The 14982-nt window shown below is 67.5% G+C and carries 18 protein-coding genes and 1 tRNA gene; 14 read left to right on the top strand and 5 right to left on the bottom strand.

Going from position 1 to position 14982, the window contains the following annotated elements:
- Window positions 1-48 precede the first annotated feature (48 nt).
- The gene (locus tag ABFX55_RS32715; RefSeq protein WP_346126510.1) at window positions 49-780 is read left to right on the top strand and encodes a GntR family transcriptional regulator; all 732 of its coding nucleotides are present in this window, start codon (window positions 49-51) and stop codon (window positions 778-780) included.
- On the opposite strand, the gene ABFX55_RS32710 is transcribed toward ABFX55_RS32715, so the two are convergent.
- Window positions 768-1316 (bottom strand): Imm21 family immunity protein, encoded by a 549-nt coding sequence (locus ABFX55_RS32710; protein WP_346126509.1) that lies wholly within the window; start codon window positions 1314-1316, stop codon window positions 768-770. The genes ABFX55_RS32715 and ABFX55_RS32710 overlap by 13 nt on opposite strands.
- 131 nt (window positions 1317-1447) lie before the next feature.
- Here ABFX55_RS32710 and ABFX55_RS32705 point away from each other — a divergent pair, with 131 nt between their 5' ends.
- From ABFX55_RS32705 to ABFX55_RS32675, 7 genes are all read left to right on the top strand, one after another.
- The gene (locus ABFX55_RS32705; RefSeq protein WP_346126508.1) at window positions 1448-1861 is read left to right on the top strand and encodes a plasmid replication, integration and excision activator; all 414 of its coding nucleotides are present in this window, start codon (window positions 1448-1450) and stop codon (window positions 1859-1861) included.
- 23 nt (window positions 1862-1884) lie between these two features.
- The gene (locus ABFX55_RS32700) at window positions 1885-2136 is read left to right on the top strand and encodes a hypothetical protein (RefSeq protein WP_346126507.1); all 252 of its coding nucleotides are present in this window, start codon (window positions 1885-1887) and stop codon (window positions 2134-2136) included.
- 85 nt (window positions 2137-2221) lie between these two features.
- Complete coding sequence (locus ABFX55_RS32695) at window positions 2222-3640, top strand: FtsK/SpoIIIE domain-containing protein (protein ID WP_346131337.1); 1419 nt, start codon at window positions 2222-2224, stop codon at window positions 3638-3640.
- Window positions 3637-3789 carry a hypothetical protein gene (locus ABFX55_RS32690; protein ID WP_346126506.1) on the top strand — a complete coding sequence of 51 codons (153 nt, stop codon included), beginning with the start codon at window positions 3637-3639 and terminating at the stop codon, window positions 3787-3789. The genes ABFX55_RS32695 and ABFX55_RS32690 overlap by 4 nt, the downstream gene beginning before the upstream one ends.
- 29 nt (window positions 3790-3818) lie before the next feature.
- Window positions 3819-5384, top strand: a complete 1566-nt coding sequence (locus tag ABFX55_RS32685; protein ID WP_346126505.1) for a replication initiator — start codon at window positions 3819-3821, stop codon at window positions 5382-5384.
- 11 nt (window positions 5385-5395) lie between these two features.
- Window positions 5396-5602: a helix-turn-helix domain-containing protein gene (locus tag ABFX55_RS32680; RefSeq protein ID WP_346126504.1), complete on the top strand. Its 207-nt coding sequence runs from the start codon at window positions 5396-5398 to the stop codon at window positions 5600-5602.
- Window positions 5602-6930 (top strand): tyrosine-type recombinase/integrase, encoded by a 1329-nt coding sequence (locus ABFX55_RS32675; RefSeq protein WP_346126503.1) that lies wholly within the window; start codon window positions 5602-5604, stop codon window positions 6928-6930. The genes ABFX55_RS32680 and ABFX55_RS32675 overlap by 1 nt, the downstream gene beginning before the upstream one ends.
- Before the next feature lie 36 nt (window positions 6931-6966).
- Here the strand turns inward: ABFX55_RS32675 and ABFX55_RS32670 are convergent, their stop codons facing one another.
- Together ABFX55_RS32670 and ABFX55_RS32665 are read right to left on the bottom strand one after the other, a co-directional pair.
- Window positions 6967-7269, bottom strand: a complete 303-nt coding sequence (locus ABFX55_RS32670) for a DUF6980 family protein (RefSeq protein WP_346126502.1) — start codon at window positions 7267-7269, stop codon at window positions 6967-6969.
- A 120-nt stretch (window positions 7270-7389) separates the two neighbouring features.
- Window positions 7390-7463 (bottom strand) — tRNA-Gly (locus tag ABFX55_RS32665).
- 99 nt (window positions 7464-7562) lie between these two features.
- On the opposite strand from ABFX55_RS32665, the gene dcd reads away from it, so the two are divergent.
- From dcd to ABFX55_RS32650, 3 genes are all read left to right on the top strand, one after another.
- Complete coding sequence (gene dcd / locus ABFX55_RS32660; protein WP_183651391.1) at window positions 7563-8138, top strand: dCTP deaminase; 576 nt, start codon at window positions 7563-7565, stop codon at window positions 8136-8138.
- A 199-nt stretch (window positions 8139-8337) separates the two neighbouring features.
- On the top strand, window positions 8338-8955 hold the full coding sequence (locus ABFX55_RS32655; RefSeq protein ID WP_183651388.1) for a DUF47 domain-containing protein: 618 nt from the start codon (window positions 8338-8340) through the stop codon (window positions 8953-8955).
- On the top strand, window positions 8956-9960 hold the full coding sequence (locus tag ABFX55_RS32650) for an inorganic phosphate transporter (RefSeq protein ID WP_183651385.1): 1005 nt from the start codon (window positions 8956-8958) through the stop codon (window positions 9958-9960). It begins immediately after the preceding gene.
- On the opposite strand, the gene mshD is transcribed toward ABFX55_RS32650, so the two are convergent.
- Window positions 9950-10864 carry a mycothiol synthase gene (gene mshD, locus ABFX55_RS32645; protein WP_346126501.1) on the bottom strand — a complete coding sequence of 305 codons (915 nt, stop codon included), beginning with the start codon at window positions 10862-10864 and terminating at the stop codon, window positions 9950-9952. The two genes, ABFX55_RS32650 and mshD, sit on opposite strands and share 11 nt — an antisense overlap.
- A 108-nt stretch (window positions 10865-10972) precedes the next feature.
- On the opposite strand from mshD, the gene ABFX55_RS32640 reads away from it, so the two are divergent.
- The 3 genes from ABFX55_RS32640 to ABFX55_RS32630 all read left to right on the top strand — a co-directional run bounded on the left by ABFX55_RS32640 (window position 10973) and on the right by ABFX55_RS32630 (window position 13986).
- The gene (locus tag ABFX55_RS32640) at window positions 10973-12730 is read left to right on the top strand and encodes a bifunctional metallophosphatase/5'-nucleotidase (protein ID WP_346126500.1); all 1758 of its coding nucleotides are present in this window, start codon (window positions 10973-10975) and stop codon (window positions 12728-12730) included.
- A 68-nt stretch (window positions 12731-12798) separates the two neighbouring features.
- Complete coding sequence (locus ABFX55_RS32635; protein WP_346126499.1) at window positions 12799-13332, top strand: GNAT family N-acetyltransferase; 534 nt, start codon at window positions 12799-12801, stop codon at window positions 13330-13332.
- Window positions 13333-13986 carry a 2'-5' RNA ligase family protein gene (locus tag ABFX55_RS32630; protein ID WP_346126498.1) on the top strand — a complete coding sequence of 218 codons (654 nt, stop codon included), beginning with the start codon at window positions 13333-13335 and terminating at the stop codon, window positions 13984-13986. It begins immediately after the preceding gene.
- Here the strand turns inward: ABFX55_RS32630 and ABFX55_RS32625 are convergent.
- Window positions 13955-14944 (bottom strand): sensor histidine kinase, encoded by a 990-nt coding sequence (locus ABFX55_RS32625; protein ID WP_346126497.1) that lies wholly within the window; start codon window positions 14942-14944, stop codon window positions 13955-13957. The genes ABFX55_RS32630 and ABFX55_RS32625 overlap by 32 nt on opposite strands.
- Window positions 14945-14982 lie beyond the last annotated feature (38 nt).

Here is a 14982-nt window from a genome sequence, read left to right as displayed (position 1 = left end):
GACCACACCGCTAGACTTCACGACAAGTCGAGTTGTTGGGTGGTCGTCATGTCGTCTGAAGAGTTCGCGCCTCCGAAGTACGCCCAGATCGTGCAGGCGATCAGACAGAGAATCGCAGACGGCACTTACCCTCCAGGCTCTTTGCTGCCTTCCGAAACGCAGCTCGTACGCGAGTTCAACGTGAGCCGGCCGACCGTCGTACGGGCGCTTCAGGTGCTTCAACTGCGAGGCACTATCGAGCGCGAGCATGGCAAGGGATCCTTCGTCAAGGCGGCTCCGCCCGTCTCGGAAGAACAGAACACTCGGCCAGGGCGCGCCGTGCTCGATCGTGCCGAAGTCGACGAGAACGGATCTCCGATCGACGCCGGAACAGTTCCCGCTCCTGCGCACGTGGCAAAGCTCCTTGGGCTCTCCGAACAATCGCCGGTGATGAGGCGGCGCGTCCTCTTTCGCGAATCGGAGCGGCCGATTGATCTCGTGACGATCTGGTGCCCCGCCGAGGTGGCGGAGGGGACTGATCTCGGCGATGACGAGGCCCTGGCGGTAGGCGTCAGGCAACACCTTCAGTCAGCCAAGGGGATCAAACTTCAGCACGTCGCGGAGCGGTTGAGCGCCCGTCACCCTTCGGCGGATGAGGCCAAGCTTCTGGGGCTACGCAAGACGGCTCCGGTCCTGGGCGTGCTGGCCAGTGTGTTCAACGGTGGTGGCCGCCCGGTTCTGATCGTGGACCTGGTGCTGCCGGGAGATCTCCACGAGTTGGAGGACGCCTACTCGCTCTGACGATCTGCGGTCGGAGTGAACTGCACGAGGATCGCACTCGCGTCCGGACGGTCGACATACCCGGCGCGGACGGTGTAGCTGCCTGGTGCGAGATCGATCAGCAGGTGGTCCTCCGCTGCGATGTGCTCGTGAGCACATGAGGAGTCGAAGAGGATCACCGGCTCATGCACGTCCCACAGCAGCTCTTCATCCCATGGGACTGTCTGTGAATCGAGCGCATCGATGGCGACGCCTATGAGCTCGGCCTCCGAGTCTGCCCCCATCCAGCGGACAAGTGTTCTCTGCGATCGCAGATACGTAGTCATGCCGGGATGGTCCCCGAAGACCAGTGCTGGCACCGTCCCGACGTCGATCAACCCGATATAGCCGTCCACAGCGCAGGCTCGGCCGTAGTCCCCCTCATCATCGGAATAGTCCATGGGCACGCCACGCCAGTGCTCGCAAGAGGACTCCGGCACCAGAATGTGCGGGCCGCCGGTGGTGCTAACCCAGGTCAATCCAGCGGACTTCACCTGTTTTGCGTCGCTCGCAGCCATGCCGTCGAGGGTAGACCACCCCATCACGCGAAGATCTTGGAACTCGTATTGTCGAGTTGATAAGTTCATGTGCTACTCTCGAATCACTCGACAATACGAGTTGTCGACAACACGACAAGCGGGAGCACATCATGGCACTGCAAGGACCCATCCCTGTCCAGTTCGGTCACGTCTTCCCATATGGCTGCTACGCCGTCGGTGGGGTCGAGATGGTCAAGGACTTCGACGCCTCCTCGGGTGATCGGGTCGTCCAGGCGCGGGACAAGCAGACGGGTGAACTCGTCTGGCAGATCCCCGTCATGGACGCGGACCCGTCGCTGAAGGCGGCGCAGAAGACCGTGGCCGTCAAGATCGTCTCTCCGGTTCAGCCGGTTCCGCCGCCTCCGGCCAACGGCATGCCGTTCACGCCGGTCGAGTTCGACGGCATGACGGTGACCCCCTACGTCAACGCCGCCGGCCGGTTGGCGTACTCGATCAAGTCGGCGGACATGCACGCACCGCGCGTCCATGCCAAGCCCGCCGCGAGTGCCAAGGACGCCGCCTGATGGCCCGCCGCCAGGCTCACGCGGTGAGCGTGATCAGCCTCAAGGCGGCTCCTGGCGCGCAAGCCGAGAGCCACTCCTACAAGCAGAGAACGCCCGTTCTGGAGCTGCACCTTGGCGGCACGCAGGTCCTCGTCACCACGTCGGCCAGGGATCACATCACGGCCGACGACGTCGAATTCGCCCGGTCCCTGGCCCGCGAGGCCGTGTCGTTCGTGCTCACGGTGGAGCGAATGTTCCGCGGCGTTCACGGCACCCAGGCGAACAAGGCTGCCTGACACACAAATGGGGCCGCTGGAAGTGGCATTCCGGCGGCCCCTGGATCTCCCACACACGCGAATGCTTGGAAGGACACCGATCCTAATGTTGAAGAAGATGCCCGGCGACGAGCCGCACCGCATCATCTCCACCACACCCGACACCGCCGTCGTCTTCAAGCCCGCGGTCGTCCAGACGCCCGCGATCATCACGCTCGTCATCTTCGCGGCTCGGTTCGTCACGGGCCTATTCCGGTTCGCCTGGCGTCATCCGGTCGTCCCCGTCGTCGTCGCCGTTCCGGTAATGCTGCACGTCCTGTACGGCTGGCGCGTCGCTCTCCTTCTCGTCACTCCGGTCCTCGTCGGCCTGGTGACGTGGGGCTTCCTCGACCGGCCCACGTTCGCCCACTGGGTGGGTTGGCGGTTGCTGGCCTTCGCCCGATGGTTCTGGATCTACCGGCGCCACTGGCAACCGGTCATGACGGTGTCCAGGCTCGCCCGCCACATCCGTGGACGGGAGTATCTGCCGCGCCTCGTCAAAGTCATCTCTGACGCGTGGGCGGACCGGATCACCGTGAAGATGCTCGATGGACAGGCGGTCAAGGACTGGGCCGATAGAACCGACAACCTCTCGCACGGCTTCGGCGCACGTACCTGCCGCGTGAGCATCGTCAGCTCCGGTCGGCTCGTCCTGACCTTCCCGCGGCGCGACCCGCTGGAGACTCCCATACCGGCGCTCCCGATCCCTGATACCCCAGGCGTCGGACCCGTCGAGATAGGCAAGCAGGAGGACGGCACGCCGTGGTTCCTGCGTCTCCTCGGCACACACGTGCTGGTCGCTGGAGCCACAGGGGCCGGCAAGGGATCCATCATCTGGTCGGCCATCCGGGGCCTGCTCCCCGCCGTACGCGCAGGATTGGTCGAGATCTGGGCGCTGGACCCGAAGCTCATGGAACTGTCCTTCGGCCGCGAACTGTTCGGCGCGCGATATGCCGCTGATCCGGGGGACTGCGCCGACCTGCTCGACGAGGCGGTCAGCGTCATGCAGAAGCGCGCGGCACGCTTCGCCGGTCTTCAGCGCTCCCACACCCCGACGCTCGACGACCCCTTCCTCCTGGTCGTCGTCGACGAAGTGGCCTTCCTTACGGCGTACCAGCACGACAGGCAGCTGAGGCAGCGCATCTCGGCTGCCCTGGCCACTCTCACCACGCAGGGCCGTGCGGTCGGTGTGGGCGTTCTGGCGGCCCTCCAGGATCCGCGCAAGGAGGTCATGAACATCCGCAACCTGTTCCCCGACAAGATCGCGCTCCGACTTGACGAGTCGGAACAGGTGGACATGGTTCTCGGCGACGGCGCACGCGACAGGGGAGCGCTCGCCGATCAGATCTCACCGCTTCCCGCTCCGGGCGCGGGCGTCGGATACGTCCGGCTGGAAACGACCCCAGATCCCGTCAGGGTCCGTGCCGCGTACGTCTCCGACGCGGACATCCGGGCCATGGTCGCCGACTGTGAGGAGGCTCGATGACGCTGGCCCACTTCCTCGACGAGCTGCGCTGCTCCGTCTGCGGGGTGCTCAACATGCTGTGGCTCGACCCGATGCGAGGCGTCGTCGAGTGCCGCAACTGCGGACAGTCCGCGCTCACGTTCCCCGAGACCGGAGAGGAGCCCCGTTGACCGAGCGTTCAGCCCCTCGGGCAGTCCGCATGGCACAGCCACTCGTAAGAGACGTCGCTGAGGAAATCGCCAAGATCAACGGAGTGTGTGTCCGGCCCGTGGCGCTCGGGCGACTGGACACGATCACTGGAAAGAGCGAGATCGTCGACGTCCCATGCGGCGCGACGATGGAGAGCAAGTGCCCGCCGTGCGCGAAGCGGAACCGGCAGCTTCGCATGGCCCAGTGTCGAGAGGGCTGGCACCTCGACCACGAGCCGGTCATCACACGTGACGAGCCGACCGACGAGCAGCGCTGGCTCGTCGAGTTCCGCGCGGACATCCAGGCCCAACGGGATGCCGCCGAAAAGGCCGGCGACGACACCGCCGACCATGACGCCATCCTCGCCGGGCTTGACACTGAGATCAACGAGTCGGGCATGCGGGGCAGCGTGCTCGGCCGTACGGCTGCCAAGCGCAACCGCTCGACCAGGCGGCGGCAGGATGCCCCCGACCTGCCCAAGCGCAAGATGGCGAACAGCACGCTCGGCCGTACCTTCACCGGCTCGGACGGCAAGACCTACCGGCCGTCGCTGTTCGTCACGCTCACCCTGCCCAGCTACGGCAAGGTCAGGAACGGCATCCCGATCGACCCGGACACGTACGACTACCGCCGGGCGGCCCGAGACGCGTTGCACTTCTCCAAGCTCGTCGACCGGTTCGTGCAGAACCTCCGCCGCGTCGCGGGCTATGACGTGCAGTACTTCGCGAGCGTCGAGCCTCAGAAGCGCCTCGCTCCGCACCTGCACATGGCGATTCGGGGCACGCTGCCCCGCGCTGAGATCAAGCAGATCGCAGCGGCCACGTATCACCAGGTCTGGTGGCCGTCGACCGATCACGTCGCCTTCGACGGCGATCACCTGCCCGTCTGGGACGAGGACGCGGGCTACCTTGATCCGACGACCGGTGAGGTTCTGCCGACCTGGGACGAAGCTCTCGACACGCTCGACCAGGACGACGAGGCCGAACCCCTGCACGTGATCCGCTTCGGGGCACAGGTCGACGTTCAGGGCGTCCTCGCGGGCACGCCTGACGCGGACCAGTGCATCCGCTACCTGAGCAAGTACCTGACCAAGAGTCTCGGCGAGTCCCTCGACGGTCAGGCTCACCAGCAGCACGCGGCCCGCTTCGTCGCGGCCCTCCGCTACGAGCCGTGTTCGCCGACGTGCCCGAACTGGCTGCGGTACGGCGTGCAGCCCAAGGGTGCGAAGCGGGGATGTCTCCTGGCCAGTGCCGTTCCAAGGCCCACAAGCCTGACCACCTCGGCTACGCCGGTCGCCGCGTGCTGGTCTCCCGCAAGTGGTCGAAACAAGACGCTCGCCGAGCACAAGCAGGACCGCCGTACCTGGGTCCTCGAAGCCCTCGGCCAGCCAGACGAGCCGGTCGACGTCCGCCGCTACGTCTGGCGGCCGGTGAAGGCCGGAGATCCCGATCTCGACCCTCTCGGCGTCAGGCTCCTGCGCTCCGTGGCGAAACGCAACCTGTGGCGCGCTCATCTCCGCGAGTTGGAAGCGAGAGCCAGCGGTCAAGATCTTTCGGCAATTCCGGAAGCGGCTTGAGGGGAGTGACCGTGGACGATCTGCACACCGTCCCTGAGGCGGCCGAACTGCTCCACACCTCCGAACGTTTCGTCCGCCGGCTGATCGCCGAACGCCGCATCGAGTTCGTGAAGATCGGGCGGCACGTCCGCATCCGCGAGTCAGCACTGATCGCCTTCGTCGTCGCCGGCACCGTCGCGCCCCTGACGACCTTCGACGCGACCGGGAGGGCCGCCTGATGGCGAACAAGGACAACCATCGGCACTTCGGCAACATCCGCAAGCGAGAGTCCGGGCGCTTCCAGATCCGCTATCCCGGCCCTGACGGGCAGATGCGCTCCGGCACGGAGACCTACGAGCGCAAGTCGGACGCCGAGCGGGCGCTGTCCCTGATCGAAGCTCAGATGATCAAGGGGGAGTGGATCGATCCGGAGCGCAGCAAGGTCAAGCTCAAGGATTACGCCGAGACGTGGATTTCGCAGCGTCCCGGCCTGCGACCGCGAACCGTCGACCTGTACCGCTGGCTCCTCAAGAAGCACATAGTCCCGTACCTGGATGGCGTGGCGGTCGGCAAGCTGTCCACCGCGACCGTTCGGCAGTGGCGGGCCGAGCTCGGCAAGGGCGTCTCGGTCGGAATGGCGGCCAAGGCGTACCGGCTGCTGCGGGCCGTGCTCATGACGGCTGCCGAGGACGACCGGATCATCCCGCGCAACCCATGCCGAATACGCGGGGCAGGTGACGAGCAGGCGCAGGAACGGCCGGTACTCACCGTTGCCCAGGTCTACGAGCTGGCCGACCGGGTGGGTCGACGACCGATCGGCAACGTCCGCAAGATCAAGGACCGGGCATACCGGCTCCGCTTCCAACGGCACGGCGAGATGCGCACGCACCCTGAGACCTTCCTCACTCGCACGGAGGCCGAACGCGCGCTGTGGAAGATGAGCACGGACGGCCGGGCCGACTCCACGCAGGATCGCCGCTACCGCGCGATGGTCCTGCTGGCCACATTCGCGAGCCTGCGGTGGGGTGAGGTCAGCGCGCTGCGCCGGATGGACGTCGACCTCGACGAATGCGCCGTCCGCATCCGCGTGGCCTTCGTGGAGCGGTCAGCCGGAGGCTTGGTCCTCGGCCCGCCCAAGTCCAAGGCCGGTCGGCGCACGGTCGGCATCCCGCGGAGCATCGTCCCCATCCTCCGGGAGCACATGGAGACCTACGTCAAGGACGATCCGGCCGCGCTCATGTTTCCCGGCGCGAAGGGTGGCCCGATCCGCCGGAGCGGCTTCAACACCCGGACCCGCTGGGTCAACGTGGTCGCCGAGATGGGCCTGAGCGGTCTCCACTTCCACGACCTGAGGCATACCGGCAACATGCTTGCCGCGGAGTCCGGTGCGGGGCTCAAGGACCTGATGGCCCGCATGGGCCACGACAACGTACGAGCCGCGATGATCTATCAGCACGCTGTACGGGGTGCCGACCAGACGATCACGGACGCGATCAATCGGCAGCTAGAAGAGCCTGAGAGTGATGAGGAAGGCGGCGCGACCGGAACGCTGGTGCCTACGGGATGACTAAGGTGCCGAGAGCCAATCGCTCTGCTGACCGGGTCATGAGTGCAGCCAACGCCCGTCTTCGTACTCAATGGGGATCTCGGCTCCCCATGGGTCGATCCCGCGCTGCTCCAGTTCCTCGAACCAGCGATCACGCTGAGAGACGGGCAGGCGGCTCCCGCACCAAGGGCAGAAGGCGATGCCGATGGTCGAGGTCCCACCGTCATGGATGATCAGTCCGTACTCCCGGAACCTGGCGTCGAACCTTATGAGGACATCCAGGCAGTCGAACGGATCTTCGTGATCGTCGCAGCGCCACGTCACTTGACGGGTCATCAACTCACAGCAGTGCTCGTCCACAGGGCAAGGCTCTCGCAGGACGAGACCTAATGGCCCGCTAATGGCCCGCGAAGATCAACCAACCCTAGAAACGATCAAGGCCCGGGTCGGGGTTCAATCCCTGACCTGGGCCTTCGAAGTTGGAGCGGGTGACGGGAATCGAACCCGCGCTGTCAGCTTGGGAAGCTGATGTTCTGCCATTGAACTACACCCGCATCGGCGATCGCCGCGCCCACCACTGTAGCGGAAATCCCGCCCACTCAAGCAACCCCGCCCCAGCCGACTTCGCTGTCGCACACGGTAAGTTGCTCTCCGTGCTGCTTTCTGACCGAGACATCCTCGCCGAAATCGAGTCCGGCCGTGTCAGTCTCGACCCGTTCGACAAGGCAATGATCCAACCGTCCAGCATCGACGTGCGGCTCGACCGCTTCTTCAGGGTGTTCGAGAACCACCGCTACCCGCACATCGATCCCGCCGTGGAGCAGCCCGACCTCACCCGTCAGGTGGAGCCGGAGGGGGATGAGCCTTTCATTCTGCACCCCGGCGAGTTCGTGCTCGCGAGCACCTACGAGGTGATCACGCTCCCTGACGACCTGGCGAGCCGGCTGGAGGGGAAGAGCTCTCTCGGCAGGCTGGGTCTGCTGACGCACTCGACGGCCGGCTTCATCGACCCCGGCTTCTCCGGGCACGTGACGCTGGAGCTGTCCAATGTGGCCACGCTGCCGATCAAGCTGTGGCCGGGGATGAAGATCGGGCAGCTGTGCATGTTCCGGTTGAGCTCTCCCGCCGAGCACCCGTACGGCTCGGCGAAGTACGGCTCGCGCTACCAGGGCCAGCGCGGCCCCACACCCTCGCGCAGCTTCAAGAACTTCCACCGCACGCTCATCTGAACGCCCTTATCAGGCGCTCAAACCAGGGCAAAGCGGCCACGAGCAAAATACCCTCCAAAGTACTCCCGAACCCGGTGTCGCAGATCATACGAGGGGTAGCGAGAGGGAGAAGAGTGGGTGTGCGCACCATGAAGTTCGCATTTCCGCTGGTAACCCGTACCCTTCTCTGCGGACCATCCCCGCACATCTGGAGAACGACGTGCGCCTGCGTCTCACGCCTCGTGAGGACAGCTACTACGACCTGTTCGCCGACTCAGCGAACAACCTGGTCACGGCATCGCGGTTGCTGGTGGAGATCATCAGTGACGGTTCGGACAGGGAAGCCCTGGCCGAGAAGATGCGCGCCTGCGAGCACGCCGGTGACGAACGCACTCATGCGATCATGAACCGGCTCAACGAGAGCTTCATCACGCCTTTTGACCGTGAGGACATCTATCGCCTCGCCTCGAACCTCGACGATGTGATGGACGCCATGGAAGAGGCGTCCGACCTCATCGTCCTGTATCAGATCGACCATCTGCCGAAGGACGTCGTCAGGCAGGTGGAGGTGTTGGAACGGGCGGCCGAGCTGACCGCCGAAGCCATGCCGCGCCTGCGTTCGATGAAGAACCTCAACGAGTACTGGATCGAGGTCAACCGCCTGGAGAACCAGGGTGACCAGGTCTACAGGAAGCTTCTGGCCAAGCTCTTCAGTGGTGAGTACGACGCGCTCACCGTCATGAAGATGAAGGAGGTCATCGACCGCCTGGAGGAAGCCGCGGACGCCTTCGAGCACGTGGCGAACACGGTCGAGTCGATCGCGGTCAAGGAAAGCTAAGTGGACCTCACGCTCGCCCTCGTCATCGGCGTGGTGGTCGTGTCACTGGTCTTCGACTACACCAACGGCTTCCACGACGCGGCGAACGCCATCGCGACCTCCGTGTCGACCCGCGCGCTCACCCCGCGCGCGGCGCTCTTCCTGGCCGCGGGGATGAACTTCATCGGCGCCCATCTCGGCACTCAGGTCGCCCAGACGGTCGGCAAGGGGATCATCGACGCGCCAGAGGGCACCCACGGCCTGGTCGTGGTGGCGGCCGCGCTGATCGGCGCGATCACCTGGAACCTCGTCACCTGGTACTTCGGTCTGCCCTCCTCCTCCAGCCACGCGCTCATCGGCGGCCTGGTGGGTGCCGCGCTGGCCTCGGCCAGCCTGGTGCACTGGGACGGCGTGCTGGAGAAGGTCGTCATCCCGATGATCCTGTCCCCGATGGTCGGGTTCTCGCTCGCCGCCACGATCATGATCGCAATCTATTGGATCTTCCGCAACGCGCAACCAGGAAAGGCCAACAGGGGCTTCCGCTACGCGCAGACCGTCTCGGCCGCCGCGATGGCGCTCGGGCACGGCCTGCAGGACGCGCAGAAGACGATGGGCGTGATCTTCCTCGCGCTGGTCGTCGGCGGCTACGCCGCGCCGGCCGACCCGATTCCGCAGTGGGTGATCCTGGCCGCGGCCGGTGCCATCTCGCTGGGAACGTACGCCGGTGGCTGGCGCATCATGCGCACGCTGGGACGGCGGATCATCGCCCTCGACCCTCCGCAGGGTTTCGCGGCCGAGGCCGCCGCCTCGACCGTCCTGTACGTCGCGGCGATCGGCTTCGGCGCTCCCATCTCCACCACCCACACCATCACCAGCGCCATCATGGGCGTCGGTGCCACCAAGCGGCTCTCGGCCGTGCGGTGGGGCGTGGCGGGCAACATCGTGACCGCGTGGATCCTCACGATCCCCGCGGCGGCGCTGGTGGCCGCTGTGTCGTACTACATCCTCCACTGGCTCATCGAGTAGCCGCGTACATCACGTCGACGTCCCACCGGTTGAAACCGAGGGACTCGTACAGCCTGATCGCCGCCGTGTTGGCCTCGTCCACGTAGAGCATCGCCTGGGCGAGGCCGCGCGAGCGCAGATGGCGAAGACCGGCCAGGGTGAGCGCCTTGCCCAGGCCGGTGCCCTGCTGCGAGGGATCCACCCCCACGACGTACACCTCGCCGAGGGGCTCGTGGCCGTGCTCCTCGGAGGAGGATCCGTGGATCTTCGTCCAGTGGAAGCCGACCAGCCGCTCGTCGCGATAGGCGAGGAAGAACCCCTCGGGGTCGAACCAGGGCTCGCCCTCGCGCAGCCGCACGTCGTCGAGGGTCCACCCGCCCTGCTCGGGGTGGTGGGCGAAGGCGGCGGCGTTCACCTTGAGCCACGCCTCCTCGTCCTGGCCCGGCACGAACGTGCGCAGCCGTACCCCCTCGGGCAGGGAGGAGGCGGGCAGGGGCGCGAACAGGGAGCGGCGCATCTGCCACAGCGAGCGCATCCGCTCGAAGCCCGCGGAGGCCGCCAGCGCGGCCGCGCCCGTGTGGTCGCCGTGCGCCCACAGCCGCAGCCGCCCTCCCGAGACCTCCAGTACGGCCCGCAGCAGCGTCGCGCCGAGTCCCTGACGACGGAACGCGGGGTGGACGACCAGCTCGCCGCTGGGCCCCTCGACCTCGTCGGTCGGGTCCACGTGCGCGTAGCCGGCCAGCGAGGCGCCGGAGTAGAGCAGCAGCGAGCGGGCCCGCTCGTCGCCGCCGTAGCGCAGGTGCAGCATCACGTGCTCGTTGAGCGGACGCGCCCCGTCGGCCTCCGTCGCCGCCTCGACGACGTCCAGCACGTCGGCTGTTTCCCTGTCATCGAGCCGTCCCCGCTCCACCACGCGCACTGTCATAGATCGAACTCTAGGCTGCCGACTGGCAAATAACGCCATGTGGGAGGCCGATGAATCGTTACCTTTCAGACGTCTGCCGCATAGCTTCGTTCCGTAACGTCTGCAGGCATGACCTCTCGCTCCTTCCTCCCGCTCGTTCTCGCGGGGGCCATCGCCATGGGCGGCGTCACGCTCGTGGCGGGACCTGCCGACGCGGCCAGGCCCGAGCGGACGGTGCCCGTCCGCCTGCTGACGATCAACGACCTGCACGGCAACCTGGAGCCGCCGAGCGGGTCCGCCAGCCGCATCCTCGACCCCAAGGGGCCGCTGGTCGACGCCGACGGCAAGCTGACCGGCATCGTCGGCGGCAAGTACTCCATCGCGGGCGGGGCCGCCTACCTCGCCACCCACCTCAAGCAGCACACCGGCCGCAACACCATGGTGGTGGCGGCCGGCGACCTCATCGGCGCCTCCCCGCTGATCTCAGCCGCCTACCACGACGAGCCGACGCTCGACGTGCTCGGCCAGATGGGGCTGAAGGCCTCCTCGGCGGGCAACCACGAGTTCGACGAGGGCTACACCGAGCTCCAGCGCCTGATGAAGGGCGGCTGCCACCCCGTCGACGGCTGCTCGCCCGCCGGCGAGTGGGAGGGCACCGACTTCGACTTCCTCGGCGCGAACGTGCTGAAGGAGCGCAACGACAGGTACGCGCTGCCGCCGTACTTCGTGAAGAGCGTCAACGGCGTGAAGGTGGGCTTCATCGGCCTGGTGACGGCCACCACCCCGACGATCGTCTCCTCCTCCGGCATCCAGGGCCTGAAGTTCACCGAAGAGGTGGCCGCGGCCAACAAGGTCTCCAGGCTGCTGGCCCGCCAGGGCGTCAAGGCCCAGGTCGTGCTGGTCCACGAGGGCGACCAGGTCACCCCGAACCAGGACCCGAGCGCCTGCTCGGTCACTCCGGGCAACGGCTCGCGGATCGCGAGCGGCCTCGACCCGCAGGTGGACGTGGTCGTCAGCGGCCACTCGCACCAGGCCTACGTGTGCAAGACGACCGACCCCGCAGGGCAGCCGCGCTACTACACGCAGGGCTCCTCCTTCGGCCGCGTGCTGACCCAGATCGACTTCCAGGTCGACAAGCGCACCAGGGACGTCGTCCGCTCGACTGTGGCGGCCGCCAACCACATCGTCACCCGTACCGTGGCGGAGGACAGGGCCGTCGCCGACTCGGTGGCCCTGTGGAAGGCCCGCAGCGCGGACATCGCGAACAAGCAGGTCGGCAGGATCACCGCGGAGATCGGCATCACCGCCGCTCCCTCGGGCGAGCTGCCGCTCGGCAACCTCATCGCCGACAGCCAGCTCGAGGCGACCAGGACCGGTGGCAACGCGCAGATCGCGTTCATGAACCCAGGCGGCGTGCGCGCGCCCCTCACCCACCCGGGCTCCCCCGCGGGTGAGGGCGACGGCGTCGTGACGTACGGCGAGGCGTTCACCGTCCAGCCGTTCAACAACCTCACCCAGGTGATCACGCTGACCGGTGCGCAGCTCAAGACGGTCCTCGAGCAGCAGTTCGTCGGCGGACCCAACAACCAGGCGTTCACCAAGATCCTGCAGCCCTCGTCGAACTTCACCTACACCTACAGCAGGAGCGCCCCGTGGGGTTCCAAGGTGTCGGCCATGAAGATCGACGGCGTCGCGGTGACCGACACCCAGTCGATCCGCGTGGCGGTGAACAACTTCCTCGTCGGCGGCGGTGACGCCTTCGCCGAGCTCAAGAACGGCACCGACCTGTGGAGCGGCCCGCTGGACATCGACGCGTTCGTCGACTACCTGGGCAAGCACAGCCCTGTCGCACCTCCCGCGACCGACCGCATCACCGTCGTCGACTGATGCCACCCGCAGGGGCCCGCGATCAATTCGGTTGCGGGCCTCTGTCATGAGGTGATCCCCTTCTGGCCATGCTCAGAGGCACACGCATCCGACTGCGTCCCATGGAGCCCCACGAGGCCGAGACGCTCTGGCGCTGGAACAGCGACCCCGAGGTGATGCGCTGGATGGATGACGGCTATCCCGAGACGCTCGCCCAGACCGTGGCCCGCTGCGAGGCCCGCGACCGCAACTCCTACGACAACGTGCTGCTCGGCGTGGAGAGCCTCGAGGACGGCAGGCTGATCGGCCTGGTGCGGCTGGGCGGCGCCGAACCGGAGACGGGCGACGCCGAGCTCGACGTCTACCTCGGAGAGAAGGACTGCTGGGGCCGTGGCTTCGGCACCGAGGCCGTCCGGCTGATCTGCAGGTACGGCTTCGACAGGATGCGCCTGCACCGCATCACGCTCTGGGTGGCCGACGCGAACACCGGCGCCAGGCGCGTCTACGAGAAGGTGGGTTTCGTCGAGGAGGGGAGGGCGCGCGAGTCCTTCCGCAGGGACGGCAAGTGGCACGACATGGTGCTGATGGGCCTCCTGGAGGGCGAGCTGCGCGATACTCCCTGAATGTCGCGATTCGGGGAGTTCTTCGCGAGAGGCCGGTCGGCGCTGCTCGACGGACGGGCCACCTACGACCGTCCTCCGGTGGAGGGGGCCGGACGCTGGGGCGCGGCGGCGGTACTGCGTCCCTCGGGTCCCGTGCTCGACAGGCTGGTGGAGCTGGCCGGCGAGCTGAGGCCCGTGGTGGGGCCGGGGCACTGGGTCCATGGCGCCGACGTGCTGCACGTGACGCTGCGCTCGCTGGAGCCGTACAGGGAGGACGTCACCGACCGGCGCGTCTACGGGGCGGCGCTGGAGGAGGCGATGCGTGGGCTGCCGCCGGTCAGGGTTGAGCTGCGCGGTGTGGCCGGCCACCACGGCGGCGTGCTGGTCTGGGCCACGCCTGCCAACGAGACGCTCGCCACGTTGCAGAAGCGCTTCGCCCACGCGCTGGGGGAGAAGGGCGCCTTCGAGAGCTGGACGCGCGACATCTGGTACGTCAGCCTCGTCCACTTCGCCGCGCCCGTCGAGCGGCCCGAGGCGATCGTCGGCTGGTGCGAGGAGCGCGCCGACCTGACGGTCGGGATCGCGGAGCTGCCGCGGGCCGAGATCGTGCGGGCCGTCCACGCCGGTGGTGGCGTGCGCCTGGTCACGCTCGAGCGAGCGGAATGCGGACCGTGAACGTGGTGCCCTTGTCCTGCGCCGACGAGGCGGTGGCCAGGCCCCCGTGCGCGGCCACGACGGAGGCCACGATCGACAGGCCGAGCCCCGCGCCGCCGCCCCGCTGGGCCCCGGGCTGGCGGTGGTCGCCCCTGTAGAACCGTTCGAAGACGCGCTCGGCCTGCTCGGAGGTCAGCCCCGGGCCCTCGTCGCTGACCTCGAGGACCGCGAAGCCGTCCTCCTCGGCCACCCGCACGTTCGCCGCCGTGCCCTCGGGGGTGTGGTGCAGGACGTTGGTGAGGAGGTTGGCCACGACCTGCCTGAGCCTCGCGGGGTCGCCCGTCACCACGACGGGCGTGCCGTACTCGAGGGTGATGGAGCGCGACGGATCGACCGCGCGGGTGTCGGCCACCGCGTCGGCGGCCAGCGAGACCAGGCTGACAGGCTCCCGCTCCAGCGGCCTGCCCTGGTCGAGCCTGGCCAGCAGGAGCATCTCCTCCACCAGCAGGCCCATCCTGGCCGACTCGGCCTCGATCCTGTGCATGGCCCTGGCCAGGTCCTCGGGCCTGTCGTGGGCGCCCCGCCTGAACAGCTCGGCGTAGCCGCGGATGGTCGCGATCGGGGTGCGCAGCTCGTGCGAGGCGTCGGCGATGAAGCGGCGCAGCCGCTCCTCGGAGGCCTCGCGCTGCCTGAAGGCCCGCTCGAGCTGGACCAGCATCGCGTTGAGCGCGTGAGCGAGCCTGCCGACCTCGGTGCCGGGCGGGGCGGTCTCGATCCTGCGGTCGAGGTCGCCCGAGCCGATGTGGGCGGCGGCCTCGACGATCCTGTCGAGCGGGCGCAGCCCCCTTCTGGCCAGGTGGGCGGCCAGCACGGTCAGGCACACCAGCGCGAAGGCCGAGGTGCCTGCCAGGACCAGGGCGATGCGGCTGGTCAGCTCCTCGGAGGCGGCCAGCAGCGCCTCGGGCGTGGTCAGCGCCATGAGCTTGCTGTTGCCGGGGCCGTGCCAGTCCTGCAGCG

Source organism: Nonomuraea roseola (assembly GCF_039535395.1).
GTDB lineage: Bacteria > Actinomycetota > Actinomycetes > Streptosporangiales > Streptosporangiaceae > Nonomuraea > Nonomuraea roseola.
The sequence above is the reverse complement of the archived record's forward strand: the minus strand, read 5'-3'. Positions and strand labels throughout refer to the sequence as shown.

Bases quoted from the DNA above. Each gene is read 5' to 3' on its own strand.
- ABFX55_RS32715 (WP_346126510.1), top strand. From the start codon at position 49: ATGTCGTCTGAAGAGTTCGCGCCTCCGAAGTACGCCCAGATCGTGCAG.
- ABFX55_RS32710 (WP_346126509.1), bottom strand. From the start codon at position 1,316: ATGGCTGCGAGCGACGCAAAACAGGTGAAGTCCGCTGGATTGACCTGG.
- ABFX55_RS32705 (WP_346126508.1), top strand. From the start codon at position 1,448: ATGGCACTGCAAGGACCCATCCCTGTCCAGTTCGGTCACGTCTTCCCA.
- ABFX55_RS32695 (WP_346131337.1), top strand. From the start codon at position 2,222: ATGTTGAAGAAGATGCCCGGCGACGAGCCGCACCGCATCATCTCCACC.
- ABFX55_RS32690 (WP_346126506.1), top strand. From the start codon at position 3,637: ATGACGCTGGCCCACTTCCTCGACGAGCTGCGCTGCTCCGTCTGCGGG.
- ABFX55_RS32685 (WP_346126505.1), top strand. From the start codon at position 3,819: ATGGCACAGCCACTCGTAAGAGACGTCGCTGAGGAAATCGCCAAGATC.
- ABFX55_RS32675 (WP_346126503.1), top strand. From the start codon at position 5,602: ATGGCGAACAAGGACAACCATCGGCACTTCGGCAACATCCGCAAGCGA.
- mshD (WP_346126501.1), bottom strand. From the start codon at position 10,864: ATGACAGTGCGCGTGGTGGAGCGGGGACGGCTCGATGACAGGGAAACA.
- ABFX55_RS32640 (WP_346126500.1), top strand. From the start codon at position 10,973: ATGACCTCTCGCTCCTTCCTCCCGCTCGTTCTCGCGGGGGCCATCGCC.
- ABFX55_RS32635 (WP_346126499.1), top strand. From the start codon at position 12,799: ATGCTCAGAGGCACACGCATCCGACTGCGTCCCATGGAGCCCCACGAG.
- ABFX55_RS32630 (WP_346126498.1), top strand. From the start codon at position 13,333: ATGTCGCGATTCGGGGAGTTCTTCGCGAGAGGCCGGTCGGCGCTGCTC.
- ABFX55_RS32625 (WP_346126497.1), bottom strand. From the start codon at position 14,944: ATGGCGCTGACCACGCCCGAGGCGCTGCTGGCCGCCTCCGAGGAGCTG.